Below are 17796 nucleotides of genomic sequence, written 5' to 3' on the forward strand. Positions count from 1 at the left end.
GATAGTAACGATTTAGAATGTAAAATGAACGCCACACATGAAAGTACGTGCGGTAGGATAAGAACAGAAGTTGTATCCCGGAGTGAAAGTTCCGCCCGCATAGTCTACATTATAACCGTGATAGCCGGTGAATGTGTGGAGGTTCTGTGCCGACACATAGAGGCGTACGTCGGATACATAATTGCCGAACCATGTGTTGGGGAAGTTGTATCCCAGTTCTATGTTGGCAATCTTCCAGTAGGCTGCGTTCTGGATTTTGCGTTGGCTGAAGAGGTCGTTCCAGCCCAGGCTGGCGTTGTTGGTGACATAAGTACGCGGCACGTTGGAAAGGTAAGTGCTGCCGTCTTCGCTGAAGCGGTTGGCATCGAGCATGCCCACCTCTTTGTTGCCCCAGCCGTAGCAAGAGTTGAGCGAGTTGTAGATGTCGTCGCTTACATGATAGTTCAATGCGCCGAAGGTTGCGATGCTCAAGTCGAAACGCTTGTATTCGAAGCGGGCGTTCACGCCGAAATTGATTTTAGGCATACCGCTGCCCAATACCACTTGGTCGTTGGCGTCTACCTTGCCGTCATCGTTCACGTCTTTATAGAGGCAGTCGCCGATTTGGGCGCCTTCCTGGGTGGCGTGGCTGTCAAGATCCTCTTGTGTGCGGGCGATACCTTCGTAAACCCAGCCGTAGAACTGTCCGATTTCTTCACCTACTTTGGTGATGTATGCACCCGAAATATAGGAGTCGGTGCCGAAACCTAACGAGGTTACGCGGTTGCGCAACGTACTGAGGTTGGCAGATACCTCATACTTGAAATCACGGTCCCGGTTGCGGTAAGTGGCGGAGAACTCGAAGCCTGAGTTGTTCATGGAGGCGGCATTCATCGTCACGGTAGTGTTGGACACACCGGCTTGTTCCGGTACGGGAACGGCATACAGCAGGTCTTCGCTGGTGTTCTTATACCACTCGGCGGTAAACTCCAGCCGGTTGCGGAACAAAGCGAGGTCGATACCTACATTATAGGTTTTCTTTTTCTCCCATGCCAGGTTGTTGTCCACAAAAGTGGAGACGGCGGAACCGGTCACTACATTGCCGTTGAAGTTGTAGGTCATGTTGTTGCGCGACATGACTGCCTGATACATATATTCGCCGATGTTCTCGTTGCCGAGCTCGCCATAGCTGGCACGTACCTTGAACATGTTCACTACATCCTGGTTGAAAGGGAAGAAGTTCTCTTTATCGAAACGCCAGCCCACGGAGACGGAGGGGAATGTTCCCCAGCGGATGCTTCTGGTCAGGCGCGAACTGCCGTCCCGGCGCACTGTTGCCGAAAGCAGGTATCGGTCATCGTAATTGTAATTGATACGTCCGATGTAGGATAAGATGGCATGTTTGTATTCGTAACTGTTGGAGTACGTGTCGGCAGCATTCTGCAACTGTAGGAAATAGGGTTCCGTAAAGTTCACTCCCCATCCGGTCAGCAGGTCGGTATCCTCTTCTTCATAGGTCTGGCCCGCCACTACATTGATGTGGTGTTTGCCTATCGTGCCGTCATACGTGAGCACGTTTTCTATCAAGGCATCCGAATAGTTACGCGAAGCTTTGGTCAACCGTTCGTTGCTCTTGGCGAGGTAGACGCGGTTGCTCTGTACCCATGCCGGAATCCAAGTGAAATCCTTGCAGAACGTTTTGCTGTAAGAGAGATTTATCTTATAGTTTAGTTTGTGGTTTTTATTGTCGAAGCCAAACATCTTGAAGATGTCCACGTCTGCAGAAGCTGTCCCTACGAAACGGTCTACACGGGTGTTGCGTTTCATCAGGTTGTTCACCAGCAGCGGGTTGGAAGCGGAGATATCTCCATGCACGGTGTCGTAGTATACGCCATAGCCGTAAGCATCGTAATTGAAGTTGTTGGCAATTCCCACCAAGTTGTCAAGCACCCATGTGGAAGAGTCGTATGCCTTGATGGTGGGCTGCATCAGCAGGGTGCCGCGCAGCACGTTGGTCACATCGCCATACAGACCTTGAACGTATTCGGAAGCATTGGACAAGCCCATGTTGTCTTGGTCGGAGTGAGAGTAGACAAGGCTGGTATGGAACTTTATGAACTTGGTGTCCATCGTGTTGTTGACGCGTGCGGTGTAGCGTTCGTAGTTGGGACCGGCGCCTTCGAGGGTTCCTTTCTGGTTGAAATAGTCCAAAGATATATTATAAGTGTTATGGGCGCCTCCGCCGGAGAGGTTCACATTGTGGTTTTGGCGGATGCCCGTTTTGAATACCTCGTCGAACCAGTTGGTGTTGGTGGCATCCTGGAAATGGTATTTGCCGGTGGTGCTGTCCAATTTGTATCCCGATGGCAACGGAGTGTTGGAGTTGGCACACGCCTGACCGAGATATTGACTGTACTGGTCGGCATTCATTACATCGTAAACACCCTCAGGGATGAAGTCCGTACCAAAGTATCCGTTGTAGTCCACTTTCAGCGGTTGGTCTTTCTGACCGCGTTTGGTGGTGATGATAATCACACCGTTGGCAGCGCGCGAACCGTAGATGGCGGCAGCCGAGGCATCTTTCAGCACCTGGATTGTTTCAATATCGTTTGAAGAGAAATCGCGGATAGTGGTTCCCATAGGAACACCGTCGATGACGTAAAGAGGAGCGGTGCTGCCGAAAGACCCGACACCACGGATACGAACGGTAGGATCGGCGCCGGGTTGTCCGTCGGAAGTGATTTGTACGCCGGAAACCTTACCTTCGAGCATGGTGGAGATATTGGAGTTGGAGGTTTGTTTCAAGGCTTCCGCGTCTACTACGGCAACGGAGCCTGTCAGGTCGGACTTTTTTTGTGTACCGTAGCCCACAACCACTACCTGTTCGAGCATCTGGTCATCGGATTGCAGTTGGACGGGCTCGAGGATGGCACGGTTACGAACGGCGATTTCACGCTCCTTATAACCTACATAACTTATTATAAGGGTGGCGTTTCCGGCGACTTCCAGTTGGAAGTTTCCATCCAGGTCGGTGATGGTTCCGCCTTGTCCGCCTTTAATCTTGATGGTGGCTCCTACCATGGGTTCACCTTGTTCATCGGTAACTTGACCGCGAACCTTGATAGTCGGAGATTGTGCCACGGTAGCCATTGCGGGTGTGGGATACACCGCTATGCTTCCGAAGGTACATAGACTAAGCATTACGGAAAAAAATAGATGTTTCCTCATTTTTAAAAGTATTAAGGTTGTTAATAGATTAGATTGTTGTTAACTGTATTACGGAGTCGGGGTTGACATACGGAGTGGCATAGACTATCCGGGTAGTCGGATTACAGGTTTCATAATATTAAGATTAAAATTAAACATAGCCGCATGGTTCTTTTCCTTGACGGATTGGATACCGATTGCATGGCAAATGTAGGGCTTGCGCTGTTAACAAGGGTGGACAAACGTATTTTAGAGGTGGATAAACGTGTTTTGAGTGTAGAAAGTACAGTTTATCGTGTTTCCCGGCAGTTTGAACCGGATATCCCCTCTCACGCAGCCTTTTGAAATGTATGCCGGAATTCCGGCAACCGTATCATTCTGCCGGAATTTCGACATACCCTGTGAGTATACGACTGAGAGACCTTCGATGCAGGTCATGCAATTTCCTCGTTAAGTAGTGTGCTCGGTGTCGTATTAAAGTATTTGGTGAAGCAACGGGTAAAGTATTTAGGATCATTAAATCCTACCTCGTATGCTATTTCGGCAATATTCATGCTTTTGTTTTCCCTGTTTTTCAACAGTAGTTCGCGGGCGATGTTCAGGCGGTAGTTGCGTATGAACTGACCGGCTGATTGCCCGACAAGGCTTTGCAGTTTCTTGTTCAGCAGGCTTTTGCTTACACCCGCCGCCTCGCAGAAGTCGCTCACCTCGAAATAGGAGTTCTTGTAGTTCTCCTTGACGACATCCATGATGCGGTTGAGGAATTTCTTGTCTCCGGATTCTTCTTCCATGTTCAGTGCGTCTACATCCATGGCTATGGCAAACTTCTTCTGGCAGCGTTTGCGGTTTTCAAGGATATTCTCTATACGGGCAAGCAGCAGAGTCTCGTCAAAGGGTTTCAGCAGATATTCGTCCACTCCTGTGCGGTAGCTTTCCAAACGCGACTCCTGCGATGTTTTGGCGGTGAGCATGAGGAAGGGGATGTGGGAAATGGCGAAATTTTCCTTTACCCGGCGTGACAGTTCGATACCGTCCATAACAGGCATCATCAAGTCGCTGATGATGAAATCTGCCGCCTGCGAGTTCAGTATGCGCAGGGCTTCTCCACCGTGGGCCGCTTCGAGTACGTTATACTTGTCCCGCAGAATGGAACGGATATATCCGCGCATGTCTGCGTTGTCTTCTACGATTAGGATAGTCAGGCATTTTCCGGAATTTTCGGGAGCCTGCACCGTCTCATTGGCGACCGCAAGCTGCGGAACATTTTCGGCTATGGTTTCCGTTGTGCCGTTTTCCGGAGTTACCGGCAGGAGAATACGCAGTGAACAACCGCTTGTATGGTTGTTTTGCGCATGAATTTCTCCGCCGTGCATTTGTACGATACGTTTGCACAGGTAAAGCCCGATGCCGCTTCCCGCCTGCCCGTACATGGGATATTTGGTTTGTCCTTGCGACTGGTAGAAGCGGTTGAATATCTTGCCGATATCTTCATCGGGAATGCCGCTTCCGGTGTCGCTGATGCAGATGTAAAGTGTTGCCTTGCCGGCAGCGGCGGCAGGCAGCAGGGCGATGAACAGAGATACGCTTCCGCCGTTGGGAGTGAACTTGATGGCATTGCTCAGCAGATTTGTCAACACCTTGTGCATGGCTTCCTCATCGTAGGATATCTCCGGCGAAGGCATGCGGTAATAACGTTTCAGCGTGATATCCCTCTCTTTGGCAAAGACCTCGAAAGGCACTATCAGTTCGTTGGCGAATTTCAGGAAATTGTTCTTCGTCTTCACTATCTCCAGCTTGCCCGATTCCACTTTGCGGAAGTCCATCAGCTGGTTGACAAGCGACAGCAGGTATTTGGAGTTGCGCTCCACAAAGTGAAGCTGTTCGATGACCTGCGGATTGTAACTTAACTTCAACGCGCGTTCTATCGGACCTATAATCAGCGTAATCGGCGTACGGAATTCATGTGTGATGTTGGTGAAGAACGCTATCTTGTCTAATGTAAGCTCCTGTATCTTGCGCGTCATTTTAGTGAGTTGCGCTTTCTGCCGGGTGATTTTCTCGTTCTGATGTTTCAGCATTTGGTTCTGGCGAGACAGCTCTTCGGTCTGTTCCTCCAGCAGTTGTTTTTGCCTTTCCAATTCATGGGTACGTTGCTCCACCTTCTGGTGTAGTCTTGCCTTCTGTTCTTTCAGGCTCCGTATGCGCCATTGGTAGAACTGCCAGGCGGCGAATGAAGCAAGGACGATTATAATCAGCGTGAACCATATCGTCTTGTAAAAATAAGGGCGGATGGTAATCCGGAGTTCCGTTATGTTTTCTTCTTCGTCCTGCTCTTGTTCGTAAGAGGTATATTTTACTTGCAGCGTATAGCGGCCCGGTGACAGGTTGGTGTAGGTGGCAAAACGCCGGTTGCCGGACACGTGTATCCACCGGTTGTCAAAACCGAGCAGGCGGTAACTATAGGTGGCGGTATTGTCCGTCTCGTAATTGAGCGCGGAAAACTCCAATGAGAAAGACTTTTCACGTTCGTGGATGCTGATGGCCTTGCTTACGGCAATGTCTTGCGACAGGTATCCGTTACCGGGCAATATCTCCTCATTTCCCACTTTCAGGCGGGTAAACCGGACTTTGGAAGTGTGTGCTGGAGCGGCAGGCTGCATGCAGTCTATGGCTACCAGACCGGATACCGTGCCGAAGTAGAGCTTGCTGTGCCGGGAACGGTAGGCGGCATTCCAATAAAACCGGGTATCGGCAAGGCCATCCTGGCGATTGTAGTTGATGAAATGGTTTTCATCGGGCTGAAAGCGCGACAAGCCGTTGTTGGTCGCTATCCAGATATACCCTTTGTCGTCTTCCAGAATGCTGCGGACACTGTTGCCGGGCAGTTCGTGAAGGGAACTGTAACAGATGAATTGTTCTTCTCCGTGCTCGTCTATTGTGCGTTTGTAAATGCCGTAGCCGTTGCTTCCCAGCCATAGTGTGCCGTCCTGGGCTTCGTAGAAGCAGCATATTTTTTCTATCAGTCCGGAGGACGGGTCGTCCAGCTTGTATTTCAGATGGCGGTATCGGAATGTTCCGTCCGCCGATGAGGCGGAACGGGAATGCAGGTCGATGATGTAAACACCGTCCAGGCAGCCTATCCATAGCTGCCCGTCCTTGTCTATGATGGAGCCGATGCAACCGCGTATGTTTTCTGCCGCACGGTTGGCAAACGGTGAGTGGAGTTGCTTTCGTTTCAGGTCGTAGAAGAATAATCCGTAGTTCGCACCAATCCACATGCCGTTGTTGATGGAGTCGTAGGCAAGCGCTCCGATAAAGTCGATGGGGTAGTTGTCCTTGTTTTCCGCCGTAATCGCTTCTATTCTGTGCTGTGGGTTTTGCGGATTGATAAGGTTGATGCCGCCGCCCCATGTGCCTATCCATAACCTTCCTTGCCCGTCGGCGGTGATGGCGCTTACCGAGTTGTGGGTAAGCGTGCCGCTTTCGTGCGTATAATGGATGAAACTGTCGCTTTCCGGTGCCTTTTTATTCAGCCCTCCTTCCACCGTACCTACCCATAAGTTGCCGCTACGGTCTTCGTAGATGGCGTTCACCGGATTGTGTGAGATGGTTTGGAGGTTTTGCTTGTCATGCCGGTAGTTTTGTAAAGACAGGCGTTTGGCGGTTATCTTATTGATGCCGCCACTTTCGGTTCCTACCCAGATGTGTTTTCCCTCGATGGTGATGCAGTTGATGAAATTGCTGTTCAGCAGTCTGCTGCCGGTATTGGACACCTGGTCACTTATGCGTTCGAAATCGTCTTTTATGGGGTTGTATATATTGATGCCTTTCAGGCTGGCAACCAACAACTGCTTGTCATTGGTTATGGCAAGGCAGGTCAGGAAGTTTTGCGAAAGGGAATGCGGATTGCCGGGGACATGCACATATTGTTTCACGATGTCCTCGTTTTTATTATACCGGTACAGACCCTTGTCGGTGGCAATCCATACTTCATTCTCTTTGGTTATAAAATCCGTAAAATAGATATCCGGCGCAAAGCTCAGGCATGTTGCGACCGCTGTCTCTTTCAGTTCGCCTTGTGCGGTCATGCCTACTTTGCATAACCGGCCGTTGATGCCTATCCATACTTTGCCATCGTTTTCCACGTCCTTGAAGTAGATGTCGTACCGGTAAGGATTGGGTACTTTCAGCGAATGGATGTTTTCTATGTCTCCGTTGCTATGGAAAGCAATGCGGTGCAGGCTGTCCCCGCAATACACCCAGATGCATCCATTGGCATCTTGCGTGACCATGAATGCCGGTTGCCGGATGAGTGCTTCCAGTTTTTTCCGGGAGTCGTAGGGCATTACGGACTGCATGGTGGTCAGGTCGATAATGTCCGTCCCTCCTTCCGATACCACCCAAAGCCGCCGGAAGTTGTCTTCGTGGACTTTGCGGATGAAGTTGCTTTTGAGCCGGCAATGCGGGGTGGCGGGGGTGAAGTTGATGAATTCGTAACCGTCGTATCTGGACAGTCCGCCGCCCGACATTGCTATCCAGAGAAAGCCCTGCCGGTCCTTGTATATATCATCGACAAAGTTATTGGGAAGCCCTTCGTTCATGGTGATGTAAATGGTGTTGTACCGGTTGGTGAAAGACTCCTGCGCCCGCAGGAAAGCGGGGCTTGCCAGGACGGTATATAATATAATAAGGTGGAAAATCTTACGCATGGTTTTATCAGTTGGTATTAGTACAAGCAAAGTTAATAGATTACTTGCGATGAACATAAAAAGTCTGCTGCCTTTTTTGCGCGGTTGGAAGATTGTCCACCTTAAAAGGTCATATATCCACCTCTGCACCTTTGGGCGTGGCGTACATTTGCATTATAATTAAGTATTTATATGATATAAACGATATAGATAGATTTTCAACATCCACTTTTTTAATTGACTAATATTATGAGAAAATTGTTATGTATGCTTGCCATGTCCGTGGGCATCTTGTTTGCCGGCTGCAACTCTCCGGTCTTTACTCCCGTGGCTTCGCCCAATCCTTGGCAGGACGACTATTCCGCGCTGGCTTCTATGGATAGCTACCGTTCGTGGGGAACTTACAATGTACACGACCCGTCGTGCCGTAAACTGGGCGATTATTATTACATGTATTCCACCGATGCCATTTTGGGTGAAAACCGTAAGGAAGCCGAGGAGAAGGATGTTCCCTTAGGATTCATACAGGTGCGTCGCTCCAAAGACCTTGTCAAGTGGGAATTTGTAGGCTGGGCTTTCCCCGAAATTCCGCAAGAGGCGGTGGAGTGGGTACGCACGCATGCGGACGGGAAGGGGGCAACCAATATCTGGGCTCCTTATATAATTCCGTTCGGCGATAAATACAGGCTTTATTACTGCGTCTCGGCTTTCGGCCTTAAGACGTCTTATATAGGGTTGGCGGAGTCTGCATCGCCCGAAGGTCCCTGGACGCAACGGGGATGTGTGGTCAAGACCGATGATACTTCGGTGATGAACGCCATCGATCCGAGTGTCATGGCAGATCCCGCTACCGGGAAGTGGTGGATGCACTACGGTTCGTTTTTCGGCGGATTATATTGCGTGGAGTTGAATCCCGAAACAGGACTTCCCGTCCGTGAAGGAGACCGGGGACATCTTGTCGCCCGTCGCGCCGCTTATTGGAAGGATAATCTGGAAGCTCCCGAAATTATTTATAACCCCGAATTGAAGCAGTATTACCTGTTTGTTTCGTACGACCCGCTGATGACTACTTATAACGTACGGGTAGGACGTTCGGATAAGGCGGAAGGCCCGTTTGTCGATTTCTTCGGCGTGGAACTGAAAGACACCACTAACAATTTCCCTATCCTGACAGCTCCGTATCGTTTCAACAATCATCCGGGTTGGGCGGGTACGGCACACTGTGCTGTCTTCACTTCGGACGAAGGACAATATTTCATGGCGCATCAAGGGCGTTTGTCGCCGCATAACCAGATGATGGATCTCCATCTGCGCCAGGTTTTCTTCACACCCGACGGCTGGCCGGTGGTATCGCCTGAACGCTATACCGGCAGCACTCCCCGTAAATTCTCGGCAGCGGATATGGTAGGCGAGTGGGAGATTGTACGCGTGCAGGAACCCATGTACGAACGCCGGTTGCAGGCAGGACAAATCCTGTGGGGCGAAGGCGAGCTTAAAAATGAGGAGTGGAATGTTTCCGGCACGTTCTCGTTGAAGAAGGACGGATTGCTGGGCGAGGACAAAGGAAGCTGGACGTTTGCGGAAGCAGGACAACTGTTGTCCCTGACGTTGGACGGCGAGTCCGTGGACAACCTGCTTGTATTTGCCGGACACGATTGGGAGAACGAGAGGGAGACCGTCCTTTTCACAGGCTTGGACAGCCGTGGCAGGTCCGTATGGGGAAAGAGAATTCAATAATCATATATATATTTTTATGCTATGAAGAAATACAAAGGACTATTGGCTGTGTTGGCACTGGCAGCAGGAACAGCACTCCAGGCACAGACAAATGAATTGGTGATACAAGCCGGAAAACCCGGAGCGGAAATTCAGCCTACCATGTACGGCTTGTTTTTCGAAGATATCAATTATGCCGCCGACGGCGGTCTGTATGCCGAACTTGTGAAGAACCGTTCGTTCGAGTTTCCGCAGCATTTTATGGGGTGGAAGGTATTTGGCAAAGTATCTCTGAAAGACGACGGCCCTTTTGAAAGGAATCCGCATTATGTACGTTTGGAATACGCCGGACATCCGCATAAACAAACGGGGCTGGATAACGAAGGCTTTTTCGGTATCGGCGTGAAGCAGGGAGAGGAGTACCGTTTCTCGGTGTGGGCGCGTGTGCCGGAAGGAGGAGCCGCGAGCAAGATTCGTGTGGAACTGGCGGATACGAAGTCGATGGGCGAACAACAGGCGTTTGCCACTGCCGACCTGACAATCGATTCAAAGGAGTGGAAGAAGTACCAAGTGGTGCTGAAACCGGCAGTGACTAATCCGAAAGCTATTCTCCGCATTTTCCTGGCTTCACCGCAAACGGTGGATTTGGAGCATGTCTCCCTCTTTCCGGTAGATACCTGGAAAGGGCATGAGAACGGGCTCCGTAAGGATTTGGCACAGGCATTGGCGGATATAAAGCCGGGCGTGTTCCGCTTTCCTGGCGGATGTATTGTAGAAGGTACGGACCTTGCATCACGCTACGACTGGAAAAAATCGGTAGGTGCGGTAGAGAACCGTCCGCTGAACGAAAATCGTTGGCATTATACCTTTCCGCATCGTTTCTTCCCCGATTATTATCAGAGTTACGGTTTGGGATTTTATGAGTTTTTCCTGCTTTCCGAAGAGATTGGCGCGGAGCCTTTGCCCGTGTTGAGTTGCGGCCTGGCTTGCCAGTTCCAGAATACGGATGCGGATGCACATGTGGCTCTTTGCGATTTGGACAGCTATGTTCAAGACGCGCTCGATTTGATAGAATTTGCGAATGGTGCTGCCGATACGCCGTGGGGAAAGGTACGTGCCGATATGGGGCATCCGGCTCCTTTCAATCTGAAATTCATCGGTATAGGTAATGAACAGTGGGGAAAGGAGTATCCCGAACATCTGGAACCGTTTGTCAAGGCAATCCGTAAGGCATATCCCGACATCCATATTGTGGGCAGTTCCGGTCCCGATTCGGAAGGAGGGCAATTCGACTTTCTCTGGCCTGAAATGAAGAGATTGAAAGCAGATTTGGTAGACGAGCATTTCTATCGTCCCGAATCGTGGTTCCTCAGTCAGGGAGCACGCTACGACAACTACGACCGTAAAGGTCCGAAAGTCTTTGCCGGCGAATATGCCTGCCACGGCAAGGGCAAGAAGTGGAACCATTTTCATGCTTCACTGCTCGAAGCGGCGTTTATGACCGGGCTGGAACGGAATGCGGATATCGTGCACATGGCTACTTATGCACCGTTGTTTGCCCATGTAGAGGGTTGGCAGTGGCGTCCGGACATGATATGGTTCGACAATCTGAATTCCGTACGTACGGTAAGCTACTATGTACAGCAGCTTTTTGCAACGTATAAAGGAACGAATGTACTCCCGCTGACCATGGATAAGAAGCCCGTAACAGGTGCCGACGGACAGAACGGGCTCTTCGCAAGTGCCGTGTGCGACAAGAACAAGAAGGAGATCATTGTAAAGGTAGCCAACACTTCGCACAAGGCGCAACCTTTGTCGTTGAGGTTTGACGGACTGAAGAAGAAGGAGGTCCTGTCGGGTGCACGTTGCATCAAACTTGCTTCCGCAGACATGGATAAGGATAATACGGTGGAGAACCCGATGGCAATTGTGCCGCAAGAAACGTCTTTGAATATTGACGGACAAGTATTGAATGTGGATTTGGAACCTGCTACGTTTGCCGTATATATCCTGAAGTATTGATTTTGAGGATAGAATTTGATACGTGGCAATGATTGATTATCCTATTTTAAGTACTTATTTATCGAAAACAATGAATAACTGGTTTGTATTTTGGGTTAGTTCTTTGATGCTGGCAGTCCCGCAAGGGCTGTCGGCACAAAGCGACACCACTTTTGTGGCTACGGGAAATCCGATAGTAAGGCATAAGTACATTGCAGACCCGGCGGCAATGGTGCACGACGGGAAGGTATATATTTACGGCGGTCACGACGAATGTCCGCCGCCCGCAGAACACTACGACCTGAAAGAGTGGTGCGTTTTTTCCTCTCCGGACCTCAAGACCTGGACGGAACATCCCGTGCCCTTAAAGGCTCAGGATTTTTCTTGGGCGAAAGGTGAGGCATGGGCAAGCCAGGTCATAGAGCGTGACGGTAAGTTTTATTGGTATGTGACGGTAGAGCATAAAACCGTTCCCGGCAAGTCTATCGGGGTGGCGGTATCCGACTCACCGATAGGTCCGTTTGTCGACGCACGCGGTTCCGCCCTTGTCACCAACGATATGACGACCGAGCGGAGCAAGAGTTATTGGGACGACATAGACCCCACCGTCATTATCGATGATGACGGGCAGGCTTATCTGTTTTGGGGAAACAGCCAGTGCTATTTTGCCAAACTGAAAAAGAATATGATCGAACTGGACGGTCCGATTATTCCTATCGACCTTCCCCGTTATACGGAAGCTCCCTGGATTCACAAGCGTGGCGACTGGTATTACCTTTCTTATGCGTCCGAATTTCCCGAGAAGATATGCTACGCCATGAGCCGCAGCATAACGGGACCGTGGGAGTACAAAGGCATTCTGAATGAATTGGCAGGAAACTGCAATACCAACCATCAGGCTATCATCGAGTTCAAAGGCGACTGGTATTTCATCTATCACAACGGCGGCATCAATACATCCGGCGGAAGCTTCCGCCGCTCAATCTGTATCGAACGTCTGTCTTATAATCGGGACGGGACGATGAAGCGTATACAGATGACGTCGGAAGGGATATATTGAGCGGTGTTATAGTGAAAGATTTTTTCCATTATTTTACAACCGGATTAATCGGCTTTCCGTCCAAAAACGCTTTTACATTCTCCAGCATGATTTGCATGAGGCGTTTGCGTGCGGCGGCACTTGCCCAGGCGATGTGCGGGGTGATGTAGCAGTTTCGGGCGGTAAGCAGCGGATTGTCGGCACGGGGCGGCTCTTGCGAAAGGACATCCAGTCCGGCAGCAAAAATAGTACCGTTGTTCAAGGCATCGGCAAGGTCCTGTTCGTTGACGAGCGGACCGCGGCCGGTGTTGATGAGGATGGCACCGGGTTTCATCTGCCTTAAACGGGCGGCGTTGACCAGTTCGCGGGTGGAGTCGGTGAGGGGACAGTGCAAGCTGATGATGTCGCATTGGCGGAAAAGTTCGTCAAGCTCCGTCTTTTTGATTTCGGGAGGAAGTTGGAAAGGCGATTTGGATGTGTACGCATGCACTTCCATGCCGAAGCCGATGGCGATGCGGGCGGTGGCGTAGCCGGTTTGTCCGAGACCGATGATACCGATTTTCTTGCCGTGCAACTCGATAAGCGGATTGTCCCAGAAACAGAAGTCGGGGCTGTTGCTCCAACGGCCTCTGCGCGCTTCGTCGGTGTAGTGCTGCACCTGCTGGGCGATATTGAGAATGTGTGCAAAAACCATTTGCGCAACGGATGGTGTGCTGTATGCCGGAATATTGGTGACGATGATGCCGCGTTCCTTGGCAGCGGAGGTATCGACAATATTATATCCGGTGGCAAGCACGCCGATATATTTCAACTGTGGCAGTGCTGCTATGGTTTCCGCATCGAGCACAACTTTGTTGGTCAGCAGAATGTCTGCTCCGGCAGCACGTTCCAATACTTCAGCGGGAGCGGTACGGTCGTAAACGATACATTCTCCCAAACTTTTCAGTCCGTCCCAAGAAAGGTCTCCGGGATTGGCGGCATAGCCGTCTAATACTACAATATTCATGAGATTAATTATAAACGGTTAAACATCCCTCATTCAAAATTCAAAATTTATAATTTAAAATTCAAAACTCCCTCCCCCACAACCTTTCCATCCTCTCCTTGTGTTTCTGTTCGGCAGCGTTGTCTTGCGGTTGCCAGATACGGCGGTCTTTCAGGTCATCGGGCATGAACTGCTGGCGGACGAAATTGCCGGGATAGTTGTGGGCGTATTTGTAATTGTCGCCGTAGCCAAGCTGTTTCATCAGTTTGGTGGGAGCGTTGCGCAAGTGCAGGGGGACAGGCAAGTTACCTGTCTGCCGCACCAGTTCAAGGGCATCGTTAATAGCCATGTAGGCGGAGTTGCTCTTGGGACTGGTGGCAAGATAGATGGTAGTCTCTGCCAGCGGGATACGTCCTTCGGGCCACCCCACTTTCATTATCGTATCGAAACAGGCGTTGGCAAGCAGCAGGGCATTGGGATTTGCCAGCCCGATGTCCTCGGAAGCCGAGATAACGAGCCGGCGGGCTATGAAAGCAGGGTCTTCGCCGCCTTCTACCATGCGTGCCAGCCAGTAGATGGCTCCGTCGGGATCGCTGCCACGGATAGACTTGATGAAAGCGGAGATAATGTCGTAGTGCATCTCCCCGTCTTTGTCGTAGGCAAGGGGATTTTGCTGGAGACGTTCGGTCACCATTTCATCGGTGATGACTACGGGGTCTTGGGCTTCGGACTGCACAACGAGATCGAGGATATTGAGCAACTTACGGGCATCCCCCCCGCTGTAGCGTAGCATGGCAGTGGTCTCTTTAAGTTCTATCTGCCGCTCTTTCAGTTGCACGTCCGTGGTTACGGCACGTTGGAGAAGTTCCAGCAAGTCGTCTTTTTCTAACGATTTCAGTACGTAGAGCTGGCAACGGGACAATAGCGGACGGATTACTTCGAACGACGGGTTCTCGGTAGTGGCGCCTATCAGCGTCACCGTGCCTTGTTCCACGGCACCGAGCAGCGAGTCTTGCTGCGACTTGCTGAAACGGTGGATTTCATCGATGAACAGTACCGGGCTTGCCTGCGAGAAGAAGCGGTTGCTTTTGGCACGGTCTATCACGTCGCGCACATCCTTCACCCCGCTGCTTACGGCACTGAGGGTGTAAAACGGCGTCTCCAGTTTATTGGCAATAATCTGTGCAAGCGTTGTCTTGCCCACTCCCGGCGGTCCCCACAGGATGAACGAGGAGATACGCCCTGCGTCAATCATCTTGCGCAGCACGGCACCCGGTCCTACCAAGTGTTTCTGACCGATGTATTCGTCTAATGTCTTCGGCCGGAGCCGTTCAGCTAAAGGAAACATGGGATTTATGATTTTAGATTTTAGATTTTAAATTTTAGACTTCAGATTTCAGATTTTAGATTTTAAATTTCAGATTTCACGGATTTTAGACTTCACAGATTTATAATTTTTTCCTGTTGTACGGAAAATCTGAAATTTAAAATCTAAAATCTGAAATCCCTGAAATCCCTGAAATTTAAAAAATCATCAATATCATAAACCGTACCCCCCCCTTTTTCACTCCCGGTATATCGGTATAAGTAAGGCGGCGCACATATTCTATGTGCAACAGTTTGAAAATATTGTAGATGCCTACGCTGGCTTCAATGTAGGGAGTGTGTCCCATGACGTGGCTGGTGGGCATACCGTCGCGCATGGGGAAGAGGAACAGGTCGGGGTTACTGCTTTTGTACGGGTTGTTCTTGTCCGTCAGGGTACCCCACATGCCTCGGATGCGGAACATTTCTCTCCACTTCAGCTTTTTGATAAGGGGTATACGGTTGAACAGCTTCCCGTTCATGTCATAACTCAGGGCGAGTGAAGCGTAACGGTCGTTCAGGAACTCCATGTTGTTGATGAGGCTGAACGATTCGTTGTTCTGCGTGATGTACGACAGATTAGCCATCGGCAGGTTCAGCAGCGGGAACGGAACGGTGTTCCATTGCGCGCCGGCGCGGGCGGTGACGTCTAACTTGCCCCATGAACCGAACCAGAAACGCTTGCGGATACCGGCTTCCGTAAGGTTGAAGTTGTATTCGCCGCCCAGCACGCCTTTCATGCCCATGGTGTGTGAGAGGGTGAAGGTGGGGGCATCCAGCGATACGGGCACACGGCGTTGCTTGGTGTTGACAAACGTTTCACCGGGGGAGTATCGCAGTGTCACTCCCAGCTCGGTAGTGGTAATGTCGTGCACCAAGGTATTCTTTTCGTCCCATTTGCCCGGGGTACTACCGTTGTTTCTCCAATATTGCAGCATGCCGGCAGGCTGGTCGTTGCGGTGGCGTGCCATTGCCTTGACGGAGAAGCCTGCATTGGTCTCCAGTTCGTAGGTCAGGGTAGCGTCGCGCATGTACGACATCTGGTCTACGGTAGTCCATTTCCAGCCTACGAACATGTTGTCCTTGTCCGTTGCCAGATATTTGTCCATAGGAGACATCACATCGTACGTATACCGAAAAGCGAGGTAGTGCTTGGGAAATTCCCAAAGGACATATTCGCGCTTGTTGAAAGAGTAGGCGGCTTCTCCGGAGTAGAACCATTTCTTGTCGCGTGTGCCGTAGGCTCCGTATCCGCTGAAGCTCCAGTGCGGATGCAGGTTGCCGGTGGTCATTCCGCTCAGGCGGAAACGGGTACCGTTCACGTAGTTGCTGGTAATCATGGTGTTGATAGGACCGAGGTCGAACTTGCTGGGGTGTTTCTTGCTGCCCGTTTCCACAAAGTTCTCTATCAGTGCCTTCGCACCGAATATGAGGTACTTGAAACCCGGTATCTGCTCGATGCGGTTCATGAACACATCCATGGAACTTTCCTTCTTGGTGAGCGGCACTTGGCGTACCTTCGCCCAATATTCATCGCTTTTGGCAAGCATGTTGGCCTCTTTGATGACACTCCCTTTCAGGCGGAAAAGGCGGGGCTCTATCTCGTCAAACCGGTAATCGCTGTATTTGGTGGTGCGTTGCACTTCCATGCCTTGTATTCCTTTCATCAGGGCAAGTTCCACGGTCATGTCATCATCGGTGAGCACCCAGTTGCTGTCGGGCAGCTGTTCGAATTGCTGCACGATGTCGAGGTTCCCCACAAAGTTGACACCCGTCTTCTTGGGCAGGTTCATCACGGCTTTCTTTACGGCATAGGTGGAGTCCTTCACCACGTACAGATGCCCGGTAAAGCCGAAGTCCTGCGAGTTTTGGGGCACGAAAGTGAGGTGCACACACTCCTGCTTGTCCACCGTAAGCGTATCCATAAGGTAGAACTTATAGAAACTGATGGCTCCGCGCCCGATAGGGCTGACAAAACGGCGTTGCAACAGGCGGATATCATCGTCGTAGATGTTGACATCGGAGAATACATCGGTAAGGATGGTGCCCAGCATATCGCCCGTATTGAAGAACTCCTCGATGCCGTTGGAGTTCATGCCTTCGATAATGGTTTTCTCGCTTTTGGGACTCTTGCGGTAGATGGTCTTTGATGCCGTCTCCTTGATGGAGATAGGCAGAATCATCTTGTTGGTCTTGGGCGACACCTCCACCTGGTCTTTGAAGAAAGAGAATTTCTTATAGATGCCTTTCTCCATTTTCTCGGGTGTGACATCGTTGATGGACATCTTCATCTTCTCGTACTTCTGATACTGGTAGTAGTCGTTCTCTTCGAGTTTCAAGGCTTTCTTGTGCTCGATGACTTTCTTCATGAACTCTACGGCGGGGTTGTTCTTGCGCGAGTATTTCTCTTTCTTGGGTTTTACCACCACTTCAGACAGCATCACGTCGGCAGGTGCCAGCTTTACGTCGAGCACTTTCGTGCCGGGGGCGAATTTCACTTTCTTGGTGATATAGCCTATGGCGGAGAATGTCAGTTCATCCCAACCCTTGCGCGTTTCTACCTGGTATTCCCCGTTGGCATTTGAAATGCCGCCCACACCTTTCCCCTCATATTGCACGGTGATATACATCAGCGGTTCGTTGGTGAGAGAGTCGGTAATGACCCCTTTTATCTGTGCCGATGCGCCTGCAGAGACGAATAGTAGAAGCAAGAGAATCAGGGAGAAGCTATATAGTCGTTTCATACGTTTCATAATCAATTTGCAAAGTTAGCAATTTACTGTTAATCAAGAAGCCAATATATTTTAAAGAATGAG

The 17796-nt window shown here is 50.5% G+C and carries 8 protein-coding genes; 3 read left to right on the forward strand and 5 right to left on the reverse strand.

Annotated elements, in window-relative coordinates; translation table 11 throughout:
• Positions 1 to 12: 12 nt before the first annotated feature.
• Both QZ327_RS07435 and QZ327_RS07440 read right to left on the reverse strand, forming a co-directional pair.
• Positions 13 to 3207 (reverse strand): TonB-dependent receptor, encoded by a 3195-nt coding sequence (locus tag QZ327_RS07435; protein WP_294618415.1) that lies wholly within the window; start codon positions 3205 to 3207, stop codon positions 13 to 15.
• 413 nt (positions 3208 to 3620) lie between these two features.
• Positions 3621 to 7895, reverse strand: a complete 4275-nt coding sequence (locus tag QZ327_RS07440; RefSeq protein ID WP_294618417.1) for a hybrid sensor histidine kinase/response regulator transcription factor — start codon at positions 7893 to 7895, stop codon at positions 3621 to 3623.
• Between the two features lie 228 nt (positions 7896 to 8123).
• On the opposite strand from QZ327_RS07440, the gene QZ327_RS07445 reads away from it, so the two are divergent.
• The 3 genes from QZ327_RS07445 (at position 8124) to QZ327_RS07455 (ending at position 12651) form a co-directional block, all read left to right on the forward strand.
• Positions 8124 to 9611 carry an arabinan endo-1,5-alpha-L-arabinosidase gene (locus QZ327_RS07445; RefSeq protein WP_294618419.1) on the forward strand — a complete coding sequence of 496 codons (1488 nt, stop codon included), beginning with the start codon at positions 8124 to 8126 and terminating at the stop codon, positions 9609 to 9611.
• Positions 9612 to 9632: 21 nt separating this feature from the next.
• Positions 9633 to 11612 carry an alpha-L-arabinofuranosidase C-terminal domain-containing protein gene (locus tag QZ327_RS07450; protein ID WP_294618421.1) on the forward strand — a complete coding sequence of 660 codons (1980 nt, stop codon included), beginning with the start codon at positions 9633 to 9635 and terminating at the stop codon, positions 11610 to 11612.
• Between the two features lie 70 nt (positions 11613 to 11682).
• Entirely contained in the window at positions 11683 to 12651 is a 969-nt protein-coding gene (locus tag QZ327_RS07455; RefSeq protein WP_294618423.1) for a glycoside hydrolase family 43 protein, read from the forward strand.
• 28 nt (positions 12652 to 12679) lie between these two features.
• Here QZ327_RS07455 and QZ327_RS07460 read toward each other — a convergent pair whose 3' ends face one another.
• From QZ327_RS07460 to QZ327_RS07470, 3 genes are all read right to left on the reverse strand, one after another.
• Positions 12680 to 13636, reverse strand: a complete 957-nt coding sequence (locus QZ327_RS07460) for a D-2-hydroxyacid dehydrogenase (RefSeq protein ID WP_294618425.1) — start codon at positions 13634 to 13636, stop codon at positions 12680 to 12682.
• A 61-nt stretch (positions 13637 to 13697) separates the two neighbouring features.
• Positions 13698 to 14963 (reverse strand): replication-associated recombination protein A, encoded by a 1266-nt coding sequence (locus QZ327_RS07465; protein WP_294618426.1) that lies wholly within the window; start codon positions 14961 to 14963, stop codon positions 13698 to 13700.
• Between the two features lie 175 nt (positions 14964 to 15138).
• Positions 15139 to 17724 (reverse strand): DUF5686 and carboxypeptidase-like regulatory domain-containing protein, encoded by a 2586-nt coding sequence (locus tag QZ327_RS07470; protein ID WP_294618428.1) that lies wholly within the window; start codon positions 17722 to 17724, stop codon positions 15139 to 15141.
• Between the last annotated feature and the right edge of the window lie 72 nt (positions 17725 to 17796).

This window comes from uncultured Bacteroides sp. (assembly GCF_910578895.1).
Classification (GTDB): Bacteria; Bacteroidota; Bacteroidia; order Bacteroidales; family Bacteroidaceae; genus Bacteroides.

Coding starts and splice junctions, on each gene's coding strand:
- QZ327_RS07435 (WP_294618415.1), bottom strand. CDS start 3,207: ATGAGGAAACATCTATTTTTTTCCGTAATGCTTAGTCTATGTACCTTC.
- QZ327_RS07470 (WP_294618428.1), bottom strand. CDS start 17,724: ATGAAACGACTATATAGCTTCTCCCTGATTCTCTTGCTTCTACTATTC.
- QZ327_RS07465 (WP_294618426.1), bottom strand. CDS start 14,963: ATGTTTCCTTTAGCTGAACGGCTCCGGCCGAAGACATTAGACGAATAC.
- QZ327_RS07460 (WP_294618425.1), bottom strand. CDS start 13,636: ATGAATATTGTAGTATTAGACGGCTATGCCGCCAATCCCGGAGACCTT.
- QZ327_RS07440 (WP_294618417.1), bottom strand. CDS start 7,895: ATGCGTAAGATTTTCCACCTTATTATATTATATACCGTCCTGGCAAGC.
- QZ327_RS07450 (WP_294618421.1), top strand. CDS start 9,633: ATGAAGAAATACAAAGGACTATTGGCTGTGTTGGCACTGGCAGCAGGA.
- QZ327_RS07445 (WP_294618419.1), top strand. CDS start 8,124: ATGAGAAAATTGTTATGTATGCTTGCCATGTCCGTGGGCATCTTGTTT.
- QZ327_RS07455 (WP_294618423.1), top strand. CDS start 11,683: ATGAATAACTGGTTTGTATTTTGGGTTAGTTCTTTGATGCTGGCAGTC.